The organism is Terriglobales bacterium (assembly GCA_035573675.1).
Classification (GTDB): Bacteria; Acidobacteriota; Terriglobia; order Terriglobales; family Acidobacteriaceae; genus DATMAB01.
Genome location: DATMAB010000010.1, coordinates 107,441 through 133,239 on the forward strand (window position 1 = coordinate 107,441; position 25,799 = coordinate 133,239).

General features: G+C 64.9%; 21 protein-coding genes and 2 tRNA genes. 17 read left to right on the plus strand and 6 right to left on the minus strand.

The window, feature by feature from the left end:
- Positions 1–11 precede the first annotated feature (11 nt).
- From VNK82_02590 to VNK82_02600, 3 genes are read left to right on the plus strand one after another with little or no spacing between them, the layout of a single operon-like run.
- Positions 12–1,094, plus strand: a complete 1,083-nt coding sequence (locus VNK82_02590) for an LLM class flavin-dependent oxidoreductase (GenBank protein ID HXE89829.1) — start codon at positions 12–14, stop codon at positions 1,092–1,094.
- Entirely contained in the window at positions 1,091–2,533 is a 1,443-nt protein-coding gene (locus VNK82_02595; GenBank protein ID HXE89830.1) for a styrene monooxygenase/indole monooxygenase family protein, read from the plus strand. The genes VNK82_02590 and VNK82_02595 overlap by 4 nt, the downstream gene beginning before the upstream one ends.
- 30 nt (positions 2,534–2,563) lie before the next feature.
- Positions 2,564–3,352, plus strand: a complete 789-nt coding sequence (locus VNK82_02600; protein ID HXE89831.1) for an SDR family oxidoreductase — start codon at positions 2,564–2,566, stop codon at positions 3,350–3,352.
- Positions 3,353–3,393: 41 nt separating this feature from the next.
- On the opposite strand, the gene VNK82_02605 is transcribed toward VNK82_02600, so the two are convergent.
- The 4 genes from VNK82_02605 to VNK82_02620 form a co-directional block, all read right to left on the minus strand.
- A tRNA-Glu gene (locus VNK82_02605) sits at positions 3,394–3,468 on the minus strand.
- Positions 3,469–3,549: 81 nt separating this feature from the next.
- Entirely contained in the window at positions 3,550–4,242 is a 693-nt protein-coding gene (locus VNK82_02610) for a hypothetical protein (GenBank protein HXE89832.1), read from the minus strand.
- 101 nt (positions 4,243–4,343) lie between these two features.
- On the minus strand, positions 4,344–5,051 hold the full coding sequence (locus VNK82_02615; protein HXE89833.1) for a hypothetical protein: 708 nt from the start codon (positions 5,049–5,051) through the stop codon (positions 4,344–4,346).
- Positions 5,052–5,077: 26 nt separating this feature from the next.
- Positions 5,078–5,926 (minus strand): hypothetical protein, encoded by an 849-nt coding sequence (locus VNK82_02620; protein HXE89834.1) that lies wholly within the window; start codon positions 5,924–5,926, stop codon positions 5,078–5,080.
- A 235-nt stretch (positions 5,927–6,161) separates the two neighbouring features.
- Between VNK82_02620 and VNK82_02625 the strand changes: the two genes are divergently transcribed.
- The 10 genes from VNK82_02625 to VNK82_02670 all read left to right on the plus strand — a co-directional run bounded on the left by VNK82_02625 (position 6,162) and on the right by VNK82_02670 (position 18,441).
- Positions 6,162–7,010, plus strand: coding sequence for a hypothetical protein (locus tag VNK82_02625; protein HXE89835.1), 849 nt, complete (start codon positions 6,162–6,164; stop codon positions 7,008–7,010).
- A gap of 230 nt (positions 7,011–7,240) precedes the next feature.
- A complete protein-coding gene (locus VNK82_02630) occupies positions 7,241–8,917 on the plus strand; it encodes a DNA polymerase Y family protein (protein HXE89836.1) in 1,677 nt (558 codons plus the stop codon).
- Between the two features lie 96 nt (positions 8,918–9,013).
- Positions 9,014–12,421 carry an error-prone DNA polymerase gene (locus VNK82_02635; protein HXE89837.1) on the plus strand — a complete coding sequence of 1,136 codons (3,408 nt, stop codon included), beginning with the start codon at positions 9,014–9,016 and terminating at the stop codon, positions 12,419–12,421.
- A 107-nt stretch (positions 12,422–12,528) separates the two neighbouring features.
- Positions 12,529–12,765 carry a DUF2934 domain-containing protein gene (locus VNK82_02640; protein HXE89838.1) on the plus strand — a complete coding sequence of 79 codons (237 nt, stop codon included), beginning with the start codon at positions 12,529–12,531 and terminating at the stop codon, positions 12,763–12,765.
- Between the two features lie 138 nt (positions 12,766–12,903).
- On the plus strand, positions 12,904–14,943 hold the full coding sequence (locus VNK82_02645; protein ID HXE89839.1) for a heme lyase CcmF/NrfE family subunit: 2,040 nt from the start codon (positions 12,904–12,906) through the stop codon (positions 14,941–14,943).
- A 72-nt stretch (positions 14,944–15,015) separates the two neighbouring features.
- Positions 15,016–15,453 (plus strand): cytochrome c-type biogenesis protein CcmH, encoded by a 438-nt coding sequence (locus VNK82_02650; GenBank protein HXE89840.1) that lies wholly within the window; start codon positions 15,016–15,018, stop codon positions 15,451–15,453.
- Positions 15,450–15,737, plus strand: coding sequence for a hypothetical protein (locus VNK82_02655; GenBank protein ID HXE89841.1), 288 nt, complete (start codon positions 15,450–15,452; stop codon positions 15,735–15,737). Before VNK82_02650 ends, VNK82_02655 begins: the two co-directional genes overlap by 4 nt.
- 145 nt (positions 15,738–15,882) lie before the next feature.
- Positions 15,883–17,163: a carboxypeptidase-like regulatory domain-containing protein gene (locus VNK82_02660; GenBank protein HXE89842.1), complete on the plus strand. Its 1,281-nt coding sequence runs from the start codon at positions 15,883–15,885 to the stop codon at positions 17,161–17,163.
- A gap of 228 nt (positions 17,164–17,391) precedes the next feature.
- Positions 17,392–18,207, plus strand: coding sequence for a zinc metalloprotease HtpX (locus VNK82_02665; GenBank protein HXE89843.1), 816 nt, complete (start codon positions 17,392–17,394; stop codon positions 18,205–18,207).
- 147 nt (positions 18,208–18,354) lie between these two features.
- Positions 18,355–18,441, plus strand: a tRNA-Leu gene (locus VNK82_02670).
- A 56-nt stretch (positions 18,442–18,497) separates the two neighbouring features.
- Here the strand turns inward: VNK82_02670 and VNK82_02675 are convergent.
- Both VNK82_02675 and VNK82_02680 read right to left on the minus strand, forming a co-directional pair.
- Positions 18,498–20,084 (minus strand): serine/threonine-protein kinase, encoded by a 1,587-nt coding sequence (locus VNK82_02675; GenBank protein ID HXE89844.1) that lies wholly within the window; start codon positions 20,082–20,084, stop codon positions 18,498–18,500.
- Between the two features lie 306 nt (positions 20,085–20,390).
- Positions 20,391–22,457 (minus strand): GAF domain-containing protein, encoded by a 2,067-nt coding sequence (locus tag VNK82_02680; GenBank protein HXE89845.1) that lies wholly within the window; start codon positions 22,455–22,457, stop codon positions 20,391–20,393.
- A 184-nt stretch (positions 22,458–22,641) separates the two neighbouring features.
- Here VNK82_02680 and trpC point away from each other — a divergent pair, with 184 nt between their 5' ends.
- The 4 genes from trpC (at position 22,642) to VNK82_02700 (ending at position 25,785) form a co-directional block, all read left to right on the plus strand.
- The gene (gene trpC, locus VNK82_02685) at positions 22,642–23,451 is read left to right on the plus strand and encodes an indole-3-glycerol phosphate synthase TrpC (protein HXE89846.1); all 810 of its coding nucleotides are present in this window, start codon (positions 22,642–22,644) and stop codon (positions 23,449–23,451) included.
- A gap of 119 nt (positions 23,452–23,570) precedes the next feature.
- The gene (locus tag VNK82_02690) at positions 23,571–24,305 is read left to right on the plus strand and encodes a phosphoribosylanthranilate isomerase (GenBank protein HXE89847.1); all 735 of its coding nucleotides are present in this window, start codon (positions 23,571–23,573) and stop codon (positions 24,303–24,305) included.
- On the plus strand, positions 24,302–25,504 hold the full coding sequence (gene trpB / locus VNK82_02695) for a tryptophan synthase subunit beta (GenBank protein ID HXE89848.1): 1,203 nt from the start codon (positions 24,302–24,304) through the stop codon (positions 25,502–25,504). Before VNK82_02690 ends, trpB begins: the two co-directional genes overlap by 4 nt.
- A complete protein-coding gene (locus VNK82_02700) occupies positions 25,501–25,785 on the plus strand; it encodes a hypothetical protein (protein ID HXE89849.1) in 285 nt (94 codons plus the stop codon). The genes trpB and VNK82_02700 overlap by 4 nt, the downstream gene beginning before the upstream one ends.
- Positions 25,786–25,799 lie beyond the last annotated feature (14 nt).

A 25,799-nucleotide genomic window follows, 5' to 3' on the forward strand; every position in this document is an offset into this window, starting at 1 on the left:
CCTTCGTCATCGTGGGATCGAACGGACTGGGAGTTTTCCTGGAGGCTCTGCCCCTGGGCGAGGTCCGGCGTTTTGCCCGCCTCGCCGATGCGTGCGGCTGGCAGAACGCGTGGTTTCCGGAAATCACGTTCGGCGACGCCTTCGTGCCGGCTGCTGCAGCGGCGCTGGAAACCAGTCGCCTCTGCCTCGCGACCGGCGTCGTCGGTATCTGGAGCCGTTCTCCCGTCGCCATGGCCTTGACGGCGGCGAGCCTCAGCCAGCTCTGCCCCGGACGCATGATTCTGGGGCTGGGATTGCAAGCCCGCTCTTACGTCGAGGACTGGCATGGCGCCCGCTACGCCAAGACCCTTACGGCCATGCGCGAATATGTGACCATCCTGCGGCGTATCCTCGGGGGGGAATCTGTCACCTTCGAAGGCGAGGTGTTCCGGGTCAGGAACTTCCAGCTCCAGGTGCTGCCTCCCGACCCGCCCGTCCCCATTTACCTGGCCGCCATCGGGCCCAAGATGGCCCACCTGGCAGGCGAGATGGCCGATGGCATCCTGGGTTATTTCTATTCGCTGCCGTACCTGAGTAACGTGGTGGTGCCGAATATCCGTGCGGGCGCGGCGCGGGCCGGACGTTCACTCGACCATTTCGATATTGCCTGCGGCCTGCCCGCCATCGTCAGCCGCGACGACCGCGCTCTCGAGCAGATCAAGGGACAGGTGCTGATGTTCGCCACCGCCGGCGGCTCTTCACCTTATTACGCCGAGAGCTTTGTGCAGGCCGGTTACGGCAACCAGGTCCGCCAGATCCAGGACCTCGCCGCCCGCGGCGAACTGAAGCGAGCGCTGCGCGTCGTAACCGACGACATGGCCGCGGCCTTCACCCTGGCAGGCACGCCGGAGTACGTGCGTCGACGCATTGCCGAGTATCGCGCCGCCGGCGCGACCACGGTGGTGCTTAATCCTTCTCCGCCGGACGTCTATTTCCCGCTTTTTCAGGGACACTTCCCGGATGGCGCGGAAATGCCGCCGTTCTCTTTTCCGGCTTACCTGAAAGTGATCGGCGACGCGATTGAGCTGATGGGAGGTGAATCACCGGGGCGATGAGAAAGGTAGCCATCATTGGAGCCGGTCAGGCGGGCCTGCTGATTGCGCACGCGCTGCGACGGCACGGGTATGACGTCAGCCTCTTCTCCGACAAGACCCCGGACGACTTCCTGAATCGCAGCCGGCCCACGGGCACGGCGGCGCGTTTCGATATGTCGCTGGAGTGGGAGCGTGAGCTCGGCATGAACCACTGGGACCACCTGGCGCCCAAAGGCGAAGGCGTGCACCTGACGTTCGTTCCCGGCGCGCTGGGCAACGTGCTGCTCACGCTGATGGGACGGCTGACCCGTCCTTTCCTCGCCATCGACCTGCGCTTGCAGAGCGCGCGCTGGATCGAGGACCTGAAGAAGATCGGCGGCAAGGTGACGGTCGAGGACGTGACTATCCCCCGCCTGGAGGAGATTGCCGCTGCGCACGACCTGACTATCGTGGCCGCCGGCCGCGGCCCGGTCATGAAGCTGTTTGCGCGCGACGAGCGCCGCAGCACCTACACCAAGCCGCCGCGGTTCCTCGCCATGGTCAACGTGGTCGGCATCCCCATGTACCGTGACTATTGTCCGTTCCTGCCGGTGAAGTTCAACTTCTTCGGACGATACGGCGAGTGCTTCTGGGTCCCCTGGTTCCACAAGGACGGCCATCAGGCCTGGAGCTGTGTGTTCGAAGCCAAAGAGGGCGGTCCCATGGACCAGTTTCGCGGCGCCAAGACCGGCGCCGAAGCTCTGGCCATTGCCAAGAAAGTTACGCGCGAGATGGTGACCTGGGACGCGGAGTGGCTCAAGAACGCCGAGCTGGCCGATGAGAACTCTTGGCTGGTAGGAAGCTTCGTGCCCGAAGTGCGCAAGGTCGTGGGCGTCCTGCCCTCCGGCCGTGCCGTGATTGCGGTGGGCGACACGGCGCACTCGCTCGACCCCATTGGCGGGCAGGGCGCCAACAACGGCAACAAGATGGCGCGCAACCTGGTGCAGTGCATCCTGGAGCGCCAGGACCAACCCTTCGACGTGCCCTGGATGGAGAGCACCTTCGAGCGCTTCTGGGCGCGGCACCGCTTCATCGACTTGTTCAACAACACGCTGCTCGAACCGCTGACCGACCCCGGCAAGGAGCTGCTGATCGCTCAGTATGGTTCCAGTGGGCTGCTCGACGATGCCAGTGGCTGTCAGGCCATCGCCAATGCCTTCGTCGAGAACTTTAATGACCCCGCTTACATCACCGAAGCCTTTCACGACATGGCCGAGGTGCGCGCGCTGATCCGGAGGCTCACCGGCCGGCACTGGCTGTGGTCGGCCCTGCGGGGAAGGACTAAGATTGCCGTCGCGCAGGCGCGCCAGGCCATGGGACTGCCTTCCGGACATCCCGGCACCGAGCCGGTGCCGCCGGGACGTCGCTTCTGGGAGACCGGGAACGAACCGCAGGCGCCGCAAGCGGCCGCTGGCGCCTGAGATCACAAGACCACAAGGGAGACGCCAAGCATGCAGGGACTCAAGGGCAAGGTTGCGATCGTCACCGGCGGCAGCACGCTGCTGGGTCAGGGAGTAGTGCGCGGGTTCGTCCGCGAAGGAGCGAAGGTGACGGTGGCGGACGTGGATGCCAAGGGCGGCCAGGCCATCGCCGCCGAGTTGGGCGAGAGCGTACTGTTCGTCCCCACCGATCTGCGCAACGACCAGCAGGTCGCCGCTTGCGTGGAACGCACCGTCCAGAAGTTCGGCGGCGTGGACTTCCTCATCAACCTGGCCTGCGTCTACACCGACGATGGCTTCGGCACCAGCCGCGAGAAATGGCTGGACGCGTTCAACGTGAACGTAGTTGGCGGCATCATCATGGCGCAGGCCTGCCGTCCGCACATGGTCAAGCGCGGCGGAGGCGCCATCATCAACTTCGGCAGCGTCAGCGGCAAGATCGCCCAGCCCGGCCGCGCGGTCTACCCGGTCACCAAGGCGGCCATGATCCAGCTCACGCGCAACCAGGCGCTGGAGCTCGCCGCGGACAAGATCCGCGTCAACTCCGTTTCCCCGGGATGGATCTGGTGCCGCCTGATGAACGATTGGACCCACGGCGACCGCGACCTGACCAACCAGGTGGGCGGCCGCTTCCACGCGCTCAGCCGCGTGGGCGATCCTGAAGAGGTCGCTCAGGCCGTGCTCTTCCTCTGCTCCGACGGTGCTTCCTTCATCACCGGGACCGACCTCGCCGTGGATGGCGGCTACACCGCCATCGGCCCGGAAGGAAAGGTCAACGCCATCCCAGAACTGATCCGATAGGAATGGGGAAATCCAGCAGAGTGAAAACTGAATGAGACCGTTGGTAGCGCTACCGGGAATCGAACCCGGGTTTGGAGATTGAGAATCTCCCGTCCTAACCCCTAGACGATAGCGCCTTAGAAGCAGTTGTCAGTGGCCAGTGGTCAGTTGCCAGTAAAGGAACGAACCCAGGGCGCAGAAAAATTATAACAAACCAGTCAGTCGCCGGCTGCTTGGGCCCGGCTGGGCTCGATCACCCCAGGCAGCCGAACGTCGTCATTCTCGTAGATGGCGTCCGAGTGAGCTACCGGATCGTCCTCGGCGAAATGCACGCGTTGCGCCGGGAAATAGATGCGCCGGTAGTCGCGCGCGATCTCCTCCGGCGGCAAGCCCTCCTGGTTGCGCGCCAGGGCGCGGGCAAGCGCGGTTTGGAATGAGCACTCCACCCAATAGCGCAGGTCATAGAGCTCTCGGAATTCCCGCTTGAGCACGAAAATGCCCTCGAGCAGGATGGCATCGACTTCGCGGAAGTCATAGGTGTAGTCGTAATAGCGGTCGCGGGCGATCTCGATGAGCCGCGTGGAGAGGTGAATCGAGCGCGCGGCGCGCAAAGGCTCGATCAACAGGCGGAAGAAGTCGTCCCAGCGGAAAGTATTGCGATAGAAGTGGCCGCCCGGATCGCTCTCGCTGAAGCGGACCGTCTGCGGCAGATGCCACGGGTCGATGTTGATGACGGCCGGGTTGATGCCGCGGGCCGTCAGTTCTTCCGCCAGCCGCGCGGCGACGTAGCCCTTGCCGGAGGAATCGATACCGCTGATGGCCACCAGTACAGCGCGCTGGCCACGTAGTCCCGCCACGCGTTTCTCAACAGGACCGACCAGATCACTCAGGTTGCGGGTGCGAAAGGGCATGCCACCGCTGAGATGAGCGGAGCAGATGGAAGTTTCGCAACGCGGAAGACCCGGGCCCTTCGTCAGCCGTGGCGGACTCAGATGTCCTGAAAGCTAGCGGGTCAGTTCAGCCGCTTCTCGATGGCATTCACGATGGTGCGCAGCACCTTCACGCGCGCCCAATATTTGTTATTGCCCTCCACCGCCGTCCACGGCGCGTAGGACGTGGAGGTATGCAGCAGCATGTCCTCGACCGCGCCATAGTACTCGTCCCACTTGGCGCGGTTGCGCCAGTCCTCATCGGTGAGCTTGTAGGAACGGTAGGGGTCGAGCTCGCGGCTCTTGAAGCGCCGGTACTGCTCGTCCTTGCTGATGTGCACCCAGAACTTGCAGATGACCATGCCGAAGGAATTCTGATGGGCCTCGAACTCGTTGATCTCGGCGAAGGCGCGGCGCCACTCGTCTTCCGAGCAGAACCCCTCGACCCGTTCCACCAGGACGCGGCCGTAATAGCTGCGGTCGAAAATGGCCAGGTGCCCGGTGCGCGGCAGCTTGCGCCAGAAGCGCCACAGGTAATGATGGGTGCGCTCCTCGCCGTGCGGTGCGGCATAGGCGGAAACGGTGAAGCCGCGCGGGTCGAGCGTCTCCGTGACGCGCTTGATGGCGCCGCCCTTGCCGGCCGCGTCCCAGCCCTCGAACAAGCACAACACCGGCACCTGCTGCTTGAACATCTCGAAATGCAGCTCGCGCAGACGCACTTGCAGCTTGCCCAGTTGCTCGTCGTACTGCTTGTCGTTCAGCTTCTTGTTCAGGTCCAGTTTCTCCAGCATGGTCGCCTCGTTCGGGGTGGCAATCCCTAGGCAGGGATGGCTTCGGTGGTCTTGCGTTCCTCTTCGCGGGCGCGCTCGGCATCGCGGGCGGCGCGGGCTTCGCGCGCCTGCTTGCCGGCCGCGCGCGCGGCAGCCGTGCGCGACACCAGCTCTGGATGCTCGCGGCGGCGCTTCAGCGCATCTTCAATACGCGACACCAGCGTCTCAAAGACCCGCACCCGCGCCCAGCGCGAGTCGTTGGCCTCGATCACCGTCCAGGGCGCATGCGCAGTGTTGGTCTTGGCCAGCATCTCTTCCACCGCCTTCAGCCAGCGGTTGTATTGCTTGTGGTGCCGCTTGTACTCCTTGGTGATCTTCCAGCGCAGCAGCGGATCCTTCAGGGCGTCTGCGAAGCGCTTCTTTTGTTCTTTCTTGGAGATGTGCATCCAGAGCTTGATCAGCACCTGGCCGTCGTCGGTGAGCCAGCGCTCGAACTCGTTGATCTGTTCGTAGGCGGCGCGCCACAGCTTCTTCTTCACCAGCTTGTCGCAACGCTCCACCAGCACGCGTCCGTACCAGGAATGGTCGAACACGGCCATCTCGCCGTCGTTGGGCAGCGCCACCTGGTAGCGCCACAGGAAGTGATAGCGCTGCTCGAGCGGCGACGGCGGCGAGCCGGGATGCACCCGGAACAGACGCGGGTCCAGCCGCTCGGTCAGCTTCTTGATCACCTGGCCCTTGCCGGCTGTGTCCCAGCCTTCCAGGCAGATGATCACCGGCAGTTCCGCCTTCTGGGCGGCGTATTGCAGCCCGCGCAGTTTCTCCTGCAGCTCCTTCATGGCCTTGGAGTAGGCGGGCTTGGAAAGCTTCTTTTTCAGGTCCAGGGTTTCCAGCATGGCGCCTCCCGGGAATGAATCCTCAAGGTTTACCGCCCAGTAACAAATGAAGCCTGGCTGTGGGGGAAGAGGGTCGATTTTGTATCACGGCGCGCGCTATTTTGCACGTCTTTTTTGCTCCAAAAAGGGCTTGACAAGCCTCTCCGAGGGAGAGCAAAATGTCCTTCGCTTGGCGAATAAAAAGCGAAAGTAAGCGCTTCTCCGCGATCCTTTCCGCTTCTTGCATAAGGACTCCATGAACGCCGCTGCGCTCCGCTCTTATCTTTCTTCCGAGGGAAAGCTGGGCCCGGGAAGCCTGATTCCCTTCCCTCAACTGGCTGAGCGAACAGGCCCGGAAAACGTGCCTACCGGGGTGGCGGAAATCGACGCCCTCACCGGCGGCCTACCGCGTGGGTCGCTGACAGAGATTTGCGGCCCAGCCTCCTCCGGCCGCACCAGCTTGCTGCTCTCCGTGATGGCGGTGGCCGCTGCCCGGGGTGAAGTCTGCGCCCTGGTGGACACCTGCGACGCCTTCGACCCCGAGTCCGCAATAGCCGCGGGCATGGATTTGCAGAAACTGCTGTGGGTAAGGTGCGGGAAAGCAGAAAGAGGATGCGCGCCTTTCGCGCACCGGCGCGAATCGGCGCGCCTAAATCCTTCGCTCGGGATGAAACAAAAGCCCCTCGCTCAGGATGACCCCTTGAGAAGAGTGGAGCAGGCTCTGCGCGCCGCCGACCTGCTGCTGAGCGCGGGCGGGTTCGGACTGGTGGTGCTCGACTTGGGCGACGTGCCGCACCGCATCGCGCGCCGTGTGCCGCTCACCACCTGGTTCCGTTTCCGCCGGGCGGTCGAGCACACGCCTGCGGTCCTGGTCGTCCTGGAGCAGGAACCTTGTGCGGGAAGCTGCTCGTCCCTGGTGCTGCGGCTGGAACCGGCGGGCGCGCGCTGTGTCCCGCAAGCGGACAAGCCGGCGCCGCCGCATGCCCGCCTGCTCGACGGGCTGGAGATTGCCGCCCAAGTCGTGCGTTCGCGGGTCCCGCCCGCGCGCCCGGCCCGCCCGGCCGCAACCCGGTTCTGCGCGCAGGCGAAATGGAGGATTGCGTAAGAAGGATTGGCGTGTTGAAGGATTGACGAATTGCGCCTGCACGTCCTGGCCGACAGGAGCACGAATGGAAGCCGTGCTGCAGAGCCACTGCCGGCCAGGAGGGAGCTTCCTCCCTGAGGAGATTCGTCAATTCCTCAATCCGCCAATCGGCCAGAGGCATTTCGTGATTTGGTGATCTGGTGATTGGGCGATTTGAAAATCACTCAATTACCAAATTTCCAAATCACCCAATGACTTGTGCCTGCCTTTACGTTCCCGACTTCCCCGTGGCCGCGGTCGCCCGCAGCGAGCCCGAACTGTGCAGCCGGCCGGCGGCGGTGCTGGAGGGTGCGCCGCCGCTGCTCACGGTAACCGCCGCGAACGGGAAGGCGCGTACCGCCGGCGTGGCGGCTGGCATGAACGAGCTTGAGGCCCGGGCACGCTGCCCACAACTCGTAAGCCGCAAGCGTTCGCTCGAGCAGGAAAAGACCGCCAGCGCGGCCCTGTTCGATTGTGCATGCGGCTTTTCTCCGCGGGTCGAGGCCACGGCTCCGGAAGCGGTGGTCCTGGATATCTCCGGCCTGGAACGGCTGTTCGGTCCGCCCGCCATGCTGGCGCGCCGCTTGGCGTGCCGCGCCCGCGAGCTCGGCCTGGAAGCGCGTGTCGCCGTGGCCGCCAATCCCGATGCCGCGCTTCATGCCGCGCGCGGTTTCTCCGGCGTAACCGTCATTCCCCCAGGTCAGGAGGCGGAACGGTTGGGAGGATTGCCGCTCGAGGTGCTGGCGCCGCCTCCCGAAATCCTGGAGACGCTCGACCGCTGGGGCATACGCACCTTGCGCGCCCTGGCCGCGCTGCCGGAGGTTTCCGTGGTCGAGCGCCTGGGCCAGGCAGGACTGCATCTGCAGAAGCTGGCTCGCGGGGCAGCGTCGCGCCCGCTGGTTCCCGCCGAGCCCGTGCTGCGCTTCGAAGAGACTTTCGAACTGGAGTCGCCGCTGGCGCTGCTGGAGCCTCTGGCGTTCGTGCTGAGCCGTCTGCTGGAGCAGCTTTGCGGCCGCCTGGCTTGGCGCGCCCTGGCCACCCACGAGCTGCGTTTGCGCTGTGAGCTGGAGGAGATTGCCGAATTGCCGAATTGCGGAATTGCCGAATTGAAAGCCGATCCGGGCGGTGCGAAGCCAGATTCCGCAATTCCGCAGTTCCGCAGTTCCGCAATCTCCTCCAACGGCCGGCATTTCTATGAGCGTACGCTCCGCTTGCCCGTGCCCATGCTCGACCCCGGTCTCTTCCTTAAGCTGTGGCGTCTGGAGCTGGCGGCGCACCCGCCGCCGGCCCCGGTGATCAAGGTCACGCTGGCGGCCGAGCCGGTGAAGCCGCGGGTGGCGCAGAGCGGGCTTTTCCAGCCGCTGGCGCCCCAGCCGGAAAAGCTCGAGCTGGTGCTGGCCCGCCTGGCCGCGCGCGCCGGCGAAGACTCGGTCGGCTCGCCCGAGATCGAAGACACGCATCGGCCACAAGCCTTCCGCATGGGACGGTTCCAGCCAAGAGAACCGATTGCTGAATTGCCGGACTACGGAATTGCCGGATTGAAAGACGGTCACGGAACGGCGCAGCCCAATTCGTCAATTCGAAAATTCCGCAATTCGACAATTTCTCACCGTCCCCTTCTGGCCCTTCGCCTGTTCCGTCCGCCGCGCGCCGCCACCGTCGAAATTCGCCGCGGACGCCCGGCACGCATTTACTCCTCCGGTGCGCGTGGGGATGTGCTCTGGCTGGCGGGGCCATGGCGCTCCTCCGGCGACTGGTGGAGCGAGCCCGCCTGGACGCGCGATGAGTGGGACGTTGCCGTGCGCAACGGCGGCTCGGGCGTCGCGCTCTACCGCCTGGTGCGCGAAGGCCAGGGTGACAAGTGGTTTGTCGAAGGCGAGTACGACTAGCGAATTGGTAATTGAGAAATTTGGTAATTAGGTAATTGACAATCTTCCGTCGCGTAGCCTTTCAACTACTCAATTACCAAATCACCAAATTACCCAATGTACGTCGAGCTCCACGCCCGCTCCGCCTTCAGCTTCCTCGAGGGCGCTTCCCTGCCCGAGGAGCTGGCTCAGCGCTGTGTGGAGCTCGGCCTTCCCGCCATGGCGCTCCTCGATCGCGACGGCGTCTACGGCGCTCCCCGCTTCCACCTGACGGCGAAGAAAGCAGGCGTCCGCGCGCACATCGGCGCGGAAGTTACGGTAAGGACTTTTTCACCACAGAGACACGGAGGCACAGAGAAAGAAGGACCGAACTTGCCGCAGATGAACACGGATGAACACGGATTTGTTCTCAATCAAATCCGGGTTGATCCGTGGCCATCCGTGGCCGCTTTCAAAGCTTTCTCCGTGTCTCCGTGTCTCCGTGGTGAATTCCGTCTTCCTCTGCTGGCCGCCTCCCGCGCCGGTTATCAGAACCTCTGCCGCCTGATCACGCGCATGAAGCTGCGCGCCCAAAAAAACGAAGCCGCCGCCACCGAGGACGACCTCGCCCCGCACGCCGCCGGGCTCATTTGTCTGACCGGCGGCGAGGAAGGCCCGCTCGCGTCCGCCCTCGCACGCGGCGGCATGGAGGAAGCCCGGCGCACGCTCGGCTGCCTGCTCGGCATCTATGGCCGCTCGAACGTGTACGTGGAATTGCAGCGCCACTTCGACCGCGCCGGCGAAGCGCGCAACCGGGCGGCGGTCCAGCTTGCCCGCAGCCTGGGTTTGCCACTGCTGGCTACCAACGGCGTCGGGTATGCGCAGCCGGAACAGCGTGAAGTGCTGGATGTGCTCACTTCGATCCGCCATCACCGCACGCTCTCCACCGCCGGCCGCTTGCTGGCGCGCAACTCCGAGCGGCATCTGAAATCCGCGGAGGAGATGACGCGTCTCTTCGCCGATCTCCCGCAAGCCATCGCTGCGACCCGCGAGCTTTCTTCACGCCTGGAGTTCACGCTCAACGACCTGGGCTACCGCTTTCCGCGCTACCCGGTGCCGCCCGGCGAGACCATGAATTCCTTCCTGCGCGCCCGCACCGAAGAAGGTGCGCGCGCACGCTATCGTCCGTATCACGCACGCGCCCGCCGCCAGATCGAGCGCGAACTGGCGCTGATCGAAAAGCTCGACCTCGCCGGATACTTCCTCATCGTCTGGGACCTGGTCCGCTACTGCCGCGAGCAGGGCATCCTGGTGCAGGGGCGGGGCTCGGCGGCCAACAGCGCCGTTTGCTATTCGCTGGGTATCACCGCCGTGGATCCCGTGGGCATGGATCTGCTCTTCGAGCGCTTTCTTTCCGAGGAACGCGGGGAATGGCCGGACATCGACCTCGACCTGCCCAGCGGCGACGCCCGCGAGCGCGTCATCCAGTATCTCTACCGGCGCTACGGCGAGCGCGGCGCTGCCATGACCGCCAACGTCATCACCTATCGCGGGCGTTCGGCGGCGCGTGAGGTGGGCAAAGCCCTGGGTTTCGATCCGCCCACGCTCGACCGCCTGGCCCGCCTCACCGACGCCTGGGAATACAAGGACCCAGCTGACACTGCCGAGCGCCGTTTCCGCGACGCCGGCATCGACCTGGCGCATCCGCGCATGAAGAAGTTCTTCCAACTCTTCCAGGGCGTGCTCGATCTGCCGCGGCATCTCGGCCAGCACTCCGGCGGCATGGTCATTTGCGAGGGCGAACTGGACGCGGTGGTTCCGCTCGAGCCCGCCACCATGCCCGGCCGCGTCGTGGTGCAATGGGACAAGGAAGACTGCGCCGACCTGGGCATCATCAAAGTGGACCTGCTCGGCCTGGGCATGATGGCCGCGCTGGGCGACGCCCTCACTCTCATCCGCGAAGGCCACGGCGAGGAAGTGGACCTGGCGCACCTGCCGTCGGACGATCCCGCCGTCTACGCCGCCCTCCAGCAGGCCGATACCGTGGGCATGTTCCAGGTGGAGAGCCGCGCGCAGATGTCCTGCCTGCCGCGCCTGCGTCCCAGGAAGTTCTACGACATCGTGGTGGAAGTGGCCCTCATCCGCCCCGGGCCCATCGTCGGCCGCATGGTGCATCCCTACCTCAAGCGCCGCCAGGGACGCGAGCCGGTGGAATATCCCCATGCTTCGCTCGAACCGGTGCTGGCGCGCACCCTGGGTGTGCCCATCTTCCAGGAACAACTGCTGCGCATGGCCATGATCGCCGCCGGCTTCACTGGAGGCGAAGCCGAAGAGCTGCGGCGCGCCCTGGGCTTCAAGCGTTCGGTGGCGCGCATGCGTGAGATCGAGGTCAAGCTGCGCCGCGGCATGGAGCGCAACGGCATCACCGGCGCCGCCCAAGACCAGATCGTGCAGTCCATTTCCTCGTTCGCGCTCTACGGCTTCCCGGAATCGCACGCGGCCAGCTTTGCGCTTCTCGCCTATGCCAGCGCCTGGATCAAGTGCCATTACCCGGCAGCGTTCCTGGCCGCGCTGCTCAACAACCAGCCCATGGGCTTCTACCATCCGGCGACGCTGGTGAAGGACGCGCAGCGGCACGGCGTGCGCGTCCTGCCCGCCGACGTCACCCGCTCGGACTGGCTGTGCACGTTAGAAGCGGTTGCCCGTTGCCGGCTGCCAGTTGCCAGTAGAAACCATGACAACTCGCAACTTGAAACTCGAAACTCGAAACTCGCCGTCCGCCTCGGCCTCTGCTACGTCAAAGGCCTGCGCCGCGAGGCCGCTCAAGCCCTGCTGCGCGAGCGCGCTCGCGCGCCGTTCGGTTCCGTGGACGACCTGGCCGCCCGCGTCCCCGAACTGCGCCGGGATGAGCTGGTGACGCTGGCCGAGATCGGAGCGCTGAATTCAGTTTCTAGTTTCCAGTTTCCTGTTTCCAGGAGAAACCATGACAACTCGAAACTTGAAACTGGAAACTCGAAACTGGTTTTCCACCGTCGCGATGCGCTCTGGCAGGTGGAGCGCGCCGTGCGCCGTGCCGGCCCGCTGCTGGAGGGGATTCGCGAAGCCGAAGCCCGCTCGCCGCTCGCGCCCATGAACCACGAAGAGCGCCTGGTCGCCGACTTCCGCGGCACCGGGCTGACCGTCGGCAAACACCCCATGGCCTATCGCCGCGAGGTGCTGGACCTGATGGGCGTACGCCGTGCGGTTGACCTTCCGCGCACGCCGCCCGGCCGGCCGGTGCGCATCGCTGGGTGCGTAATCGCCCGCCAGCGTCCGGGCACGGCCCGCGGTTTCCTGTTCTTGAGCCTCGAAGACGAAACCGGCATCGCCAACGCCATCGTCACGCCCGACATCTTCAACCGCCACCGCCTGCTGCTGGTGAGCGAATCGTTCCTGATCATCGAAGGCGTGCTGCAGAACCAGGACAACGTCATCTCGGTGAAGGCCGAACGCGTGTTGCCGCTTTCCGTCACCCGCGCCCCCACGCGTTCGCATGATTTCCACTAAGCGAAGCGTGAAAAGTCCGTGGCCCGCCGTGAATTCCACAGGTTTTTGCGATACAGTAGATTGTCGCTCCGCTGCACGCGGATCTCGCCGACAAAGGAGGACTTGTTATGGCTGCAACCCCTCGCAAGAGCAGCGGTTCCACCGGCCGCTCGGCCAAGCCGCCGAAGTCGGCCCAGTCCGAACCCGGCCACGCCACCTCCGTGCTCAACGGCCTGGAGGAGGAGATCCGTCAGCGTGCTTACGAACTCTACGTCGAACGCGGCTACGAGGACGGGCACGATACCGAAGACTGGCTGCGCGCCGAATCCGAAGTGCTCTCCCGCCACGGGCTTCGCACCGCCTGAGCCCCGGGCGGTTCCCCTCGTGCACCGGGCGTGACGTATGTCACATCCTGCCGTGCCTCCCTGTGTAAGGATGATTCCTGGCTGATGGGGTTTGCCTAACTCCTTTCGGTTTGAAAGAATTAGACGCCCCTCCTGGATATGGCTGCCTTCGGTAGTTACGCGCTCCTGCTCGCCCTGGCTCTGAGCGTCTATGGCTTCGTCGCGGGCCTGGTGGCCCTGGTCTCCGGCGCTTCGGAGCGACTCGGCGAAACTGCGCGCCGTGCCGGCATCGCCTTGTTCGTCGCCGTTTCCGGTGCCGCAATGGCCCTGGTCGTCTCCGCCTTTCTGGATGACTTTTCCATCTCCTACATTTCCCGGCACAGCAACCGCGACCTCGGGCCCGCGTACAAGTTCGCCGTCCTCTGGTCGGGACAGGAAGGCTCGCTCTTGTTCTGGGCCTGGCTGCTGGCTGGGTTCGGCCTGCTGGTCCGCGTGCGCCACCATGTGGATACGCGCCTGACGGCCTACGCTTCCGTCATCCTGGCGGGCGTGGAGGTGTTCTTCCTCCTCCTGGTCAACTTTGCCGCCCATCCCTTCGCGCTGCTGCAGGGCAACATCCCCACGGACGGCAACGGCCTGAACCCGCTGCTGCAGTATCCGGAGATGGTCATCCACCCGCCCATGCTCTATTTGGGCTACGTGGGCTTCACCGTCCCGTTCGCCTTCGCGCTGGGCGCGCTCATCATGCGCTACCCCGGCGAAAAGTGGATTCACATCACGCGCCGCTGGACCATGGTGACCTGGTGCTTCCTCACTATCGGCATCTTCCTCGGCGGGCACTGGGCCTACTCCGTGCTGGGCTGGGGAGGCTATTGGGGCTGGGACCCGGTCGAGAACGCTTCCCTTATGCCCTGGCTCACCGGCACCGCCTTCCTGCACTCGGTGATGATGCAGGAGAAGCGCGGCATGCTGAAGGTGTGGAACATGTGGCTGATCTTCGCCACCTTCCTGCTTTCTATCCTGGGCACGTTCCTCACCCGCAGCGGCGTGGTCAGTTCGGTACATGCCTTTGCCCAGTCTTCCATCGGAACCTGGTTCTTGGTGTTCTTGGCCATCAGCTTCTCCGTCTGCCTCTTCTTCTTCCTGCGCAATCGTGATCACCTGAAAAGCGAGAACCGGCTGGAGTCGCTGCTCTCGCGTGAGTCCAGCTTCCTGTTCAACAACCTGGTCTTTCTGCTGGCCTGCTTCGCGGTGCTGTGGGGCACTCTGTTCCCCATCCTCTCCGAGTGGGTGCAGGGCACCAAGATCACCGTCGGCCCGCCGTTCTTCAATCGCATACTCGTTCCGGTCGGTTTGTTCCTGCTGGTGCTGACGGGCGTAGGCCCATTGCTCGCCTGGCGGCGTACTTCCTGGGAGAGCCTGAAGCGCAGCTTCGGCATCCCGGCTCTAATGGCCGCGCTCACCGTGGTCGTGCTCATCGTCGGTGGCATGCGTCCCTGGCAGGACGCATCGGTCGCGTACTCGGTCATGGCCATTGCGCTTTCGGTGCTGGTCACGCTCACGATCGCCACGGAGTTCGTGCGCGGCGGGCGCGTCATTTCCGGTCATACCGGCCAGAACCTGCTGGCCTCGATGGTCCAGCTCACCCGCCGTAACACGCGCCGCTACGGCGGCTACATCGTGCACTTCGGCATCGTGGTCCTCTTCGTGGGCTTCGCCGGCAACGCCTTCAACCGCGACGTCGAGCAGGAACTGGGCTTCGGCGACTCCATGACCATCGGTCCCTACACCCTGGTGAGCAAGGCGTACACGCAGGATGACAACGCCAACGCTTTCCGCGACCTTGCCATCCTCGACGTCTACAAGAACGGCCGCTTCCTCGCCACCATGTATCCGGAGCGCCGCTTCTACAAGGCCAGCCAGCAGACCGCCACCATCGTGGCCAACCGCTCCACTCTCAGGGAAGACCTGTATCTGGTTTACGCCGGCAAGAATGAGGAGACCGATCGGCCCATCATCAAGGCTCACCTGAACCCCCTGGTCATGTGGGTGTGGATCGGTGTGGGCATCGTCGTCCTGGGAACTCTGATCGCTATGCTGCCCAACCTGCAGCCCGCCGCGGCCGTCGCAAAAGCTCGCGCCGCCGAGCCGCGCGCCGCTGCGGCCAAGGAATCTGCGCCCGTGGAGGTCGGCGACTGAATGAAGTTCGTATTTCGATTCCGAGCGAAGCGAGGAATCCCTGCTCGCAGCAAGACGACGCGCGTCCTCCGCGTGCTGGCAGTCCTCGTTCTTGCGCTTCTCACCCTCGGCGCCGGCGACACCACCGCCCGCTACCAGGAACTGGGCAATTCGCTGATGTGCACCTGCGGATGCCGCCAGATCCTGCTGCAGTGCAACCACGTGGGCTGCTCGGCCTCCGATCGCATGACCAAGGAACTGCAGGTGGCGCTGACGCGCGGCGATTCTGACGACCTCATCCGCCAGGCCTTCATCCAGAAATACGGCGAAACCGTGCTGGCGGCGCCCGAAGCCAAGGGCTTTAATCTGGTCGCCTGGATCATGCCCGCAGTGACGTTCCTGTTCGGTACGCTGCTGGTGGTCTGGGTGGTGCAGCGCTGGCGCATGCACGCCGCCACAGCCGGCGTTCCGCTCGCCTCCCCGACCCTCGACGCCTATCGCGAACGCGCCCGCCGGGAGACGGAGCTATGATCGCCGCCGCCTGCATCCTGTTCACTGTGCTGGTGCTGGTCTATGTCTTCTATGTGCGCGAGCCCGAGTACGCCACCCCGGAGAAGACCCGCCTCGCCTATCTTCTCGAGCGCAAGGACGTGGTCTACGAGAACCTCCGCGACCTCAATTTCGAGTTCAAAGCCGGCAAGTTCCCCGAGCGCGACTACTTCGCCATGCGCGATGCGCTGGAAGCTGAAGCCGCCCAGGTCCTCGCCGAGATAGACGACATCGAACGCTCCCAGATGCAAGGAGCCCACGCGTGATGGTTGCACCCCAACCCTGCGGCGTCATCCAGAGCGAAGAAGGGCCCGCGGTCCTCGCTCTCCCACAAGCGCGGCAAACCCGAGTCGAGGGACCTGGGGTCATGGTTTCTCCATTTTCATTTTGCATTCTTCATTTTCCAATCTCATGAACTTCCATCGCCGAATCGCACTCGTCGCTCTCCTCGTCCTTCCCCTCTCGGCCCTTGGCCAGTCGCTCGCCGGCACGGTCCGCAACTTGACCACCGGCAAACCCCAGGCCCGAGCCGAAGTTGTGCTCCTGCGAATGGATCAGGGCATGGACGAAGAGGCGCGTACTCAGGCCGACGCCCAGGGCCGTTTTTCCTTCAAGCTGGCTGACGCCGCTGTGCCCCACATGGTGCGCGTCAACCACCAGGACGTGAACTACTTTCGCCAGGCGCCGCCGGGCACCGAGTCCGTCGAAGTGGAAGTTTACGACGCGGCAGCCAGGGTCGAGGGCATCCGCGGCATCGTCAACGTCCTCCGCTACCAGGCCGACGCCTCCGGGCTGCAGGTGACCGAGGTCTACGGTATCAAGAACGAATCCAGCCCGCCGCGCACCTGGATGGACAAACGCACGCTCCAAATCTACCTGCCCGCCGGAGCCCAGATTGACAGCGCGCTCGTCGCCGGACCCGGCGGCCTGCCGGTGAATTCTTCGCCCGTGCCCATGGACGACAAGGGGCACTACGGCTTCGTCTTTCCTATCCGCCCGGGCGAAACCCGCTTCCAGCTCTCCTACCGGCTGCCTTACAGCGGACATCTCGACTTCAAGCCGCGGCTCACCTTGCCGGTCGAGCACCTGGTAGTGATGCATCCCACTTCCATGCAGTTCACGCCCGCGCCCGGTTCCGCCGGCTTTGAGCAGAACATGGAGGACCAGGGTGCGCTCATCCACGTGGCCACTACGGTTGCGCCCGGAAGCGAACCGGCGTATCGCATCGCGGGCACCGGCACCATGCCGGAGATCGCTTCGAGTGCCGGAGGCTCGGGCGGTGCAGCCTCTGCCGCTGCCGAGGGCCAGCGTCAGGGTCCGGGCGGCGGCCTCGGCCCGCCTTCTGAGGGCCCCAACCCGCTGCAAGGTCAGATGGGGTGGATCCTCGGCGGCTTTGCCGTGTTGCTCACGTTCGGCGCCATCATGATGATGCGCCGCCCGCGCCTCGCTCCCGCCCCGGGCGGCGGTTCTGCCGTCGCCGTCCCGCGACCGTCGGCAGCGGGCGCTACGGCTGCCTTGCCCTCCGCTCCCACGCGTTCTGCGTTGTTGCTCGACGCCCTGAAAGAAGAGCTCTTCGCCCTCGAAGTCGACCGCCAGCAGGGCCGTCTCTCCCCCGAGGAGTACGAGAAAACCAAGGCCGCCCTCGACCTCACCCTGGCGCGCGCTCTAAGTCGAACGAAAAAAGCCGGTTAGCTTCCGGAACCACAGCCTCGCAACTTCGTACTTATTAGTGGATTTGTTTGACTCGGAGGAAGGAGGAAATTCCGGTACCGTCCCTGATCCCGGCCCGAGGGGGAAACACTGGGTACTGGGTACTCGCAACTCGGTACTCGCCACTCCTCACCGGCATCTAATGTTGTGATGTGAGGCACGAAAGGAGCTATGGGAAACACTTTCAAGACCGCATTCCTTCTCACCGCGATGACCCTTCTGCTGGTGTCGCTCGGGCGCGCCTTCGGCGGCCAGAGCGGCATGGTGCTGGCGCTGGGGCTGGCCGTGGTGATGAACTTTGTCGCCTACTTTTTTTCCGACAAGCTGGCATTGGCAGCCTATCGCGCGCAACCTGTCACGCGCGAGCAGTTGCCGCAGGTCTATGACATCGTCGAGCGCCTGACGCAGCGCATGGGCATGCCCATGCCTAAGCTGTATGTCATCCCCACAGATTCACCAAATGCGTTTGCCACAGGCCGCAACCCGCAGCACGCGTCCGTGGCCGTCACCATGGGGATTCTCAAGCTGCTGAGCAACGAGGAACTGGAAGGCGTGCTGGCGCACGAGCTGGGCCATGTGCGCAACCGCGACATCCTCATCAGCTCGATTGCCGCTACCCTCGCCGGGGCTATCACCTGGCTGGCCGAGATCGGCCGCTTCGGCTTGATCTTCGGCGGCTACAGCCGCGACGACCGCGATCGCGGTGGCGGTATCGGGGCGCTGCTCATGCTGCTTCTCGCGCCGCTGGCGGCCATGCTCATCCAGTTCGCCGTCTCGCGCTCGCGCGAGTACGCCGCCGACGCCACCGGAGCCGAACTGACCGGCAATCCCTATGGCCTGGCCCGCGCCCTGGAAAAGCTGGACGCTTACTCCAAGCGCCTGCCTATGGCGGCTTCACCCTCCAGCGCGCACCTGTTCATCGTGCAGCCGCTGACCGGCGCCGACTTTGCCAGCCTGTTCTCCACCCACCCGCCCATCCCCAAGCGCATCGAGCGCCTGATTGGGCGGCCGGGGGGCAGCGTCTGATAGATTCTGACTGATGCTGTCTCGTAGAGACGCAGCTTGCTGCGTCTCTCTGATCGGTTTGACAGCCTCGCTGGCCTCACCGAAAATAGAAGTGTTGTTCCTGCCATGAGACGAGTCCGCCACCGGCGGACGCCCCGTCTCCGATGTGCCGAAGTGGCGGAATTGGCAGACGCGCATGGTTCAGGTCCATGTGCCCGCAAGGGCGTGGGGGTTCGAGTCCCTTCTTCGGCACCAGCACTCAGCTTCCAGCTTTCAATCCCCCGCATATGGCCTGGTTAGTGTTGGAGGGCTTACCGCCTTCCGCCTTTGGCCCAGCGCTCGGCGCGCTCCAGGGGGATGACGACGGCGAAGCGCAGCGCCACCATCAGCAGTCCGAGGGCAAAGATCAGCCAGTCCAGGCCGAGGAACCTCCAGCTTCCGGCGACGATGCTGCGCGCCAGCAGCTCCACCGGGATGGCGATGTGCTGGATCAGGCCCATCAGCGGCGTACCCGCAATGACCTTCTCCTTGAGCAGGCCGCCGGCCACCACGAAGTGCAGGAAGAAAGCGAAAGGCACGAGCATGGAGCCGTAGGAGACGAGGACGCGCACGATCTTCAGCGTCCAGTACATCTCCCGCCGGGCCTGGGAGGGAGGCGGAGGCATCTCGACCTCGCGCAGCGGTGGCGCGGCCCCGGATTCGCGAACGTAGCGCGCCGGCGCCCTGGGCTCAGGAGGGGGCGCGGGCGGAGGCGCTACCGTGCGGCTGGCTGGCGGTGGCGGCGTGGCTACGGGCGTACCTGCGCCGGAGGGTGTGCGATCGGAGAAGGTGCGGGTTCCCTGCCAGGGTGCAACGGTGCGCCGGGGCGGAGGCGGCGCCGCTTCCGGGACGTGCATGGCGGTCGGCGCGGGCGGCACGGCCATGGCGGTAGGCGCGGCCGCCGCAACCCCGGCGGCCGGAGCCGGTGCGGCGGGCCGCATGCCGGAGGGAACTCGGCCGGAGAGCGCTGCCTGGATCTTCTGCAGCCGGGTAACGATCTCGTCGGCGCTGGGCCGCTCCTCGCGCTGCTTGCGGATGCACATATGGATGAGCTCGTGCAGTTCCGGCGGCAGCTCGGGATTCACTTCACGCGCGGGGCGCGGCTCTTTCTTCAGGATGTTCAGCAGCGTGGCCCCAATGGATTCGGACTCGAACGCCTGCTGTCCGGTAGCCATTTCGTACAGCATGACGCCGAAGGAAAAAATGTCGGTGCGCGTGTCCACTTCGGCGCCCATGGCCTGCTCCGGCGACATATGGCTGGCGGTGCCCATCACCTGGCCGGCCTGGGTCTTGAACTCCTTCGGGTCGGGCTCGACGGAAAGCGCCGTGGCGTCATACACCATGGTCTTGTCCTGGCGCGGGGCGGCGACTCCAGACTTGACCTGCTCCTTGAACTTGGCCAGGCCGAAGTCAAAAATCTTGGCCTGCCCGCGGTGGGTGACCATGATGTTCTGCGACTTGATATCGCGATGGATGATGCCCTTCTCGTGCGCCGCCGCCAGGCCGCTGGCCACCTGGATGGCGGTCTCACAGAGCTGCCGGATGGGCATGGGCCGGCCGCCGATGATGGACTTCAGCGTCTGCCCCTCGACGTACTCCATCACGATGTAGGGCGTGTCATTCTCCGTTCCCATCTGGTAGAGCACCAGGATGGCGGGATGCTGCAGGGCTGAGGACGCCTTGGCTTCGCGCAGAAAGCGGGCCATGGCCTCGCGCTGAAAGCCGGGCGGGATGTGGGAAAGCATCTTGATGGCCACCGGGCGGTCCAGTTGCAGGTCGGTGGCGCGGTACACCACGCCCATGCCGCCTTCGCCCAGCTTCTGGTCGACGCGGTACTGGCCGATGGTCTTGCCGATCATCGCCCCCTCCGGGAGCGGGAGCGCACCCTTCAACTCAGGCCGCGGAGGTGCGCTCGCGCGCGGGCAGGTTGCCCGCGCGACAGCCGGCGGGACACCGGCGCTACTAAGAATGCGGAAATCAGGCGGAGACCTCCCGCGAAAGAGCCAGGAATGGTTTGCTGGGAGCCACTCTGGCACACACGGTAACGCGCCGGACAGGGGGTGTCAATTACACAAATTGACAGGGGACGCCGGCGTCCTATTCCGGGAAACTCCTGGCTCCGGCAGGATGCCTGATAGATAACTGCGAGACGCGGAGTCACCGCCTCAGTCCACGGGGTCTGGGACGCCGTAGATGCGCACACTGCCTTCCTTGCCCTTGACTTGCGCGGAACCCAGGTCGACGCACTCGATCTCACTCCGGACCGCTTCGTAAATGAGGTCGTTGACCAGGATCTTGCAGGGATAGGCCTTGGTCAGGCCTTCCAGGCGTGAAGCAACGTTCACGGTGTCGCCGATCACGGTGTAGTCCATGCGCTGCTCGGAGCCGATGTTGCCGCTGACCGCCTCGCCCCAGGTGATGCCGATGCCGGTCTCGATGGTGGGCAGGCCCCGGGCGGCGCGCTCGCGGTTGTATTCGCGCAGGGCGCGGCGCATCTCGCGGGCGCAGCGCACGGCGCGCAGGCAGTCGTCCTCGTGGCTGACGGGGGCTCCGAACACCGCCATGATAGCGTCGCCGATGAACTTATCCAGCGTCCCCTCGTAGCGGAAGATGGGGTCGATCATGCGCGTGAAGTAATCGTTGAGCATCTCGACGACTTCTTCCGCGGTCAGGCGCTCGGAAAGCGTGGTGAAGTTGCGGATGTCGGAGAAGAGCACGGCGACGACCGACCGGTTGCCGCCCAGCTTCAACCGGTCGCGGTCTTTGAGGAGCTGCTCGGCGATCTGGCGAGTGACGTAGCGGGAGAGGGTGGACATCAGCCGCTGCTCCTGGGTGATGTCGTCGGCGACGATCACCACGCCCAGAGATTTTTCCTTGCTGTCGCGGAGAGGCAGGACGTGGAGGTTGATGTTCATGGTGTCCTCCTCTCCCTTGAGGTACTTCAGGTCGTAGGCGGTGTAGCTTTCGCCGCCCGCGACCACGCGGCCAATGGCGTCGACGATCTCCGGATTCTGGTCGCGGCCGAAAAACTGCGTGTAGGGCTGGCCGGGCTCGAGTTCGTTGCCGCGCCAGAAGATGTCCAGACCGGCCAGGTTGCAGTAGGCCAGGCCGCCGTCGGGATCGAGCGTGACCACGCCGGTGGCCATGGTGCGCAGCATGCTCTCGTTGTAGTTCTTCATGTAGCGCACTTCCTCGAACATGCGCGAGTTCTCCAGCGCAATGGCGGTCTGCGAGGCCAGCGCGCCCATCAGCTCCTCGTCCTCGGCGCTGAAGGGTCCGGTGCGTTTGTTGAGCACCTGCATGACGCCGATGATCTCCTGCTTCTCATCGCGGACCGGCATGGTAAGGATGGAGCGGGTGCGGTAGCCGGTGCGCTTGTCTACCTCGGGGTTGAAGCGCGGGTCCTTGTAGGCATCCGGGATGTTGACGGTGTTCCCGGTGTTGGCCACGTAGCCGACGATGCCCGCGCCCTTGGGCACGCGGATTTCCTTCATCTCCGGGCCCTGCGCCACCTTGGACCACAGTTCGCCGGTGACGCGGTCCACCAGGAAGAGGGTGCAGCGCTCGGCGTTCATGGCTGCCGAGGTCTGGGCCACGATGGTCTGCAGCAGGCGGTCGATCTCCAACTCGGCGGAGACCTCGCGCATGACGCTGAGCAGGATCTCCGAGGTCTTCATGCGCTTCTGCACTTCTTCGTTGAGCAGCGCGTTCTGCACCGCGATGGCGGCCTGCGAGGCGAAGGCCTCGAGCAGAGTCTCGTCATCCGCGGTGAAGATGCCGTGGCTCTTGTTCAGCACCTGCACGACGCCCAGAATCCTGCCCTCGGGATTGCACATGGGCGCGGCCAGGATAGTGCGGGTGCGGTAGCCGGTGCGCTTGTCCACGTCGATGTTGAAGCGCGGGTCCTGATAGGCGTCGGGGATGTTGAGGGTCTTGCCGGTGCGGCCGACGTAGCCGGCGATGCCGGCAGTAAGCGGGACGCGGATCTCCTTCATGTCGGCGCCCTGCGCCACCTTGGACCAGAGCTCGCCCTTGTCTTCGTCGATGAGGAAGATGGTGGAGCGGTCGGCGTCGAGCACCTCGGAGGCCTTCTGCGTGATCTTAACCAACAGGTCGTCGAGCTGGCGCTCGACGGCCAGAGAGCGCATTACGTCCAAAAGTACGGAATAGGTCGAGGCCGGGTCGCGGCGGAGACCTGCCTTGGACTTGCGCTTGGGGGAACGCGTGGGCATCAGAAGTGTGTCACGAACGTAGCTGCGGGGAGACCGGGTGTCAAGCAGAGACGGCGCGTTGCGGATAGGATCCGGGAGCCGCGGGCAAGCTGCGCGCAAGACAGCCGGCAAGGACGCCGGCGCAACCGCATCGCCGCGGTCGGGAATGAAGACCTCCCTGAGGATTTATACTCGGAGGCTTGTCATGGCCGTGACGCTGGACCAGATCGTGGCGCGCACGCGGGAACGCGTAGCGGACGCCAAACGCACTGCGGACCGCGCCGAGCTGGAGCGCCGCGCGGCGGCGCATACCCCGCGCGGATTCCGCCAGGCGCTGGAGCGCGACGCCGCCAAGGGTGCGGCCGTCATCGCGGAGATCAAGCGGGCTTCGCCTTCACGTGGGCTCATTCGCGGCAGCTTCCAGGTGGCGACGCTAGCGTGGCAGCTCACGCACGGCGGCGCTACGGCACTGAGCGTGCTGACCGACGAGGAATTCTTTCAGGGCTCGCTGGCCGATTTGAGCGAGGCTTCCGCCGCCAGCCCGCTGCCGTGCCTGCGCAAGGACTTCATCGTCGATGAATTCCAGGTAGTGGAGGCGCGGGCGTTCGCCGCGGATGCGGTGCTGCTCATCGTGGCCGCGCTGAGCGATCGCGACCTGCGGGCCCTGACGGCGAAGAGCCGCGAGATGGGGCTCGACGTTTTGTGCGAAGTGCATGACGAGCGCGAACTGGAGCGCGCCCTGGCCTCCGGTTGCGACCTGATCGGCGTGAACAGCCGCGATCTGAAAACATTCCAGGTAGACCTGGGTACGGCGCTGCGGTTGGGGCCGAGCATCCCGGCGAACGTCGTGCGCGTGGCGGAGAGCGGCATTCAGTCGGGCGCGGACATTGCGCGACTGCGGGACGCGGGCTACCGCGCGTTCCTGATCGGCGAGTCGCTGATGCGGGAAGACGCGCCCGGCGACGCCCTGGCGCGCCTGCTGGCGGAGGCGCGGGCCGGAGCAGTGGCAGGGTAGGGTTTTTGCAGCGGCTAAAGCCCCGGCTTTATCTCGGCTCGTGCGGCACGACTAAAGTCGTGCCCTGATACAAAGCTCCGATTCTTTAGACTGACAACTGAACACCGGCGACTGCTCTTATGCCTTGGGTGAAAATCTGCGGGACGACGAATCCTGAGGACGCGCGCTTAGCGGTTGACGCAGGCGCGGATGCGCTGGGCTTCGTGTTCGCAGAGAGTCCGCGACGAGTGACGGCGGAGCGGGCGCGGCAGATCATTGCGGAGCTGCCAGCCGAGGTCGAAAAGGTCGGGGTGTTCGTGAACGAGCCGGTCCAGCGGATTCTGGAGGTCGCGGACCAAGCCGGACTCACCGCGATTCAGTTGCATGGCGACGAGCCGCCGGAGACGCCTCGTGCGATAAAGCGGGCATCCTCGGGAGAACGTCCCTTGAGAGTGATTCGCGCCGGACCCCTCATACCATGGTTGGACGATTCTCACGAAGCCGATGCCATTGGCTGGGATCCGGCCCTTCTGGGGATTGTCGAGCGTGGACCGGGCGGGGAGCCGGTACGCACGGGCAACATTGACGCGTTACTGGTGGATTCCGGCACTCCGCAGAAGCGTGGAGGCACGGGAGCACCGTTCGATTGGATCCGCGGAAGCATTCTAATCACGATGATGTCTTCCTTCGTTAAGGTCATCGTCGCGGGAGGGTTGACCCCTGAGAATGTCGCTGAGGCCCTTCAGAGGCTACGTCCCTGGGGCGTGGACGTGGTTTCAGGCGTCGAGCGAGAAGCAGGCAAGAAGGACCCCGAAAAAGTCCGCGCATTCATCGAGGCAGTGCGACAGGCGGACAAGGAGTCCTCACGCCTGTGAGCCGCAAGGGGAGCACGGCCGGGACGCCCGGGCGCTTCGGTCCCTACGGCGGACGTTACGTTCCCGAGACGCTGATGGCGGCGCTGGAGGAATTGGAGGGCGCCTACAATCGCGCGCGGCGCGACCGTGGTTTCCAGCGGCGTCTCGATGACCTGCTACACCACTACGCCGGGCGGCCCACGCCGCTGTTCTTCGCCGAACGGCTGACCAAGAAACTCGGCGGCGCGAGGATCTACCTGAAGCGCGAAGACCTGCTGCACACGGGCGCGCACAAGATCAACAACTGCCTCGGCCAGGCGCTGCTGGTGGAGCGCATGGGCAAGCATCGCGTGGTCGCCGAGACCGGCGCGGGACAGCACGGCGTAGCCACGGCCACGGTCTGCGCGCTGTTTGGCTTCCAGTGCGTGGTGTACATGGGCACGGAAGACATGCGCCGGCAGGAGCTGAACGTCTTTCGCATGCGCCTGCTGGGTGCGGAAGTCCGCGGGGTGGATGCGGGCTCGCGCACGCTGAAGGACGCCATCAGCGAAGCCATGCGCGACTGGGTGACGAACGTGCGCACCACGCACTACCTGCTGGGGAGCGTGCTGGGCGCCCATCCGTATCCCACCATGGTGCGCGATTTTCAGTCGGTCATTGGGCGTGAAGCGCGGCAGCAGATTCTGGCCGCCGAAGGCCGGCTGCCGAGCGCGGTGATGGCATGCGTGGGCGGCGGCTCGAATGCCATCGGCATCTTCCATCGCTTTCTCAGAGACGGGAAGGTGAAGCTGGTCGGAGTGGAAGCCGGCGGCTGCGGCCGCAGGCTCGGCCAGCACGCCGCACGGTTCCGCGGCGGCGCGCCCGGCGTCCTGCAAGGAACGTACTCCTACCTGCTGCAGGATGCGGCGGGGCAGATCGCGCCGACGCATTCCGTTTCCGCCGGGCTCGATTATCCGGCCATCGGACCGGAGCACGCCGCGCTGCGCGATGCCGGCCGAGCCGAATATGTGGCAGCATCGGACCGCGAAGCCTTGGCCGCATGCCGCCTGCTGGCGCGAACCGAAGGCATCATTCCGGCGCTGGAGTCGGCGCACGCTGTGGCGGAAGCGGTGAAGCGCGCACCGCAGATGAAAAAGAGCGACATCATCCTGATCAATCTCTCCGGGCGCGGAGACAAGGACATGGGGATCCTTGTTGAACACTCTGGCGGACTCCGATGAATCACGAAATCGCCTACGGCGTGCTCCACGCGGAGATGAAGGCGCTCCGCGTGCAGCCCTACCAGAACCTGGAAGAGATGGTCGGCAAGAACATGTACAAGGAAGTGATCAGCGGCGAAGATGGAAAGCCGTACCAAGTGGAGATCGACGTGATGTGGGACGACGAGCGGGGCGGGAACCTCCGTGTCCTGGGATCCGTGGACGACGGGGGATGGCGGACATTCATTCCGCTTACGGATGACTTCATCATGGGTCCGAACGGCGAGTTCGTAGGAGAGTGAGCTCCTACCTTCTG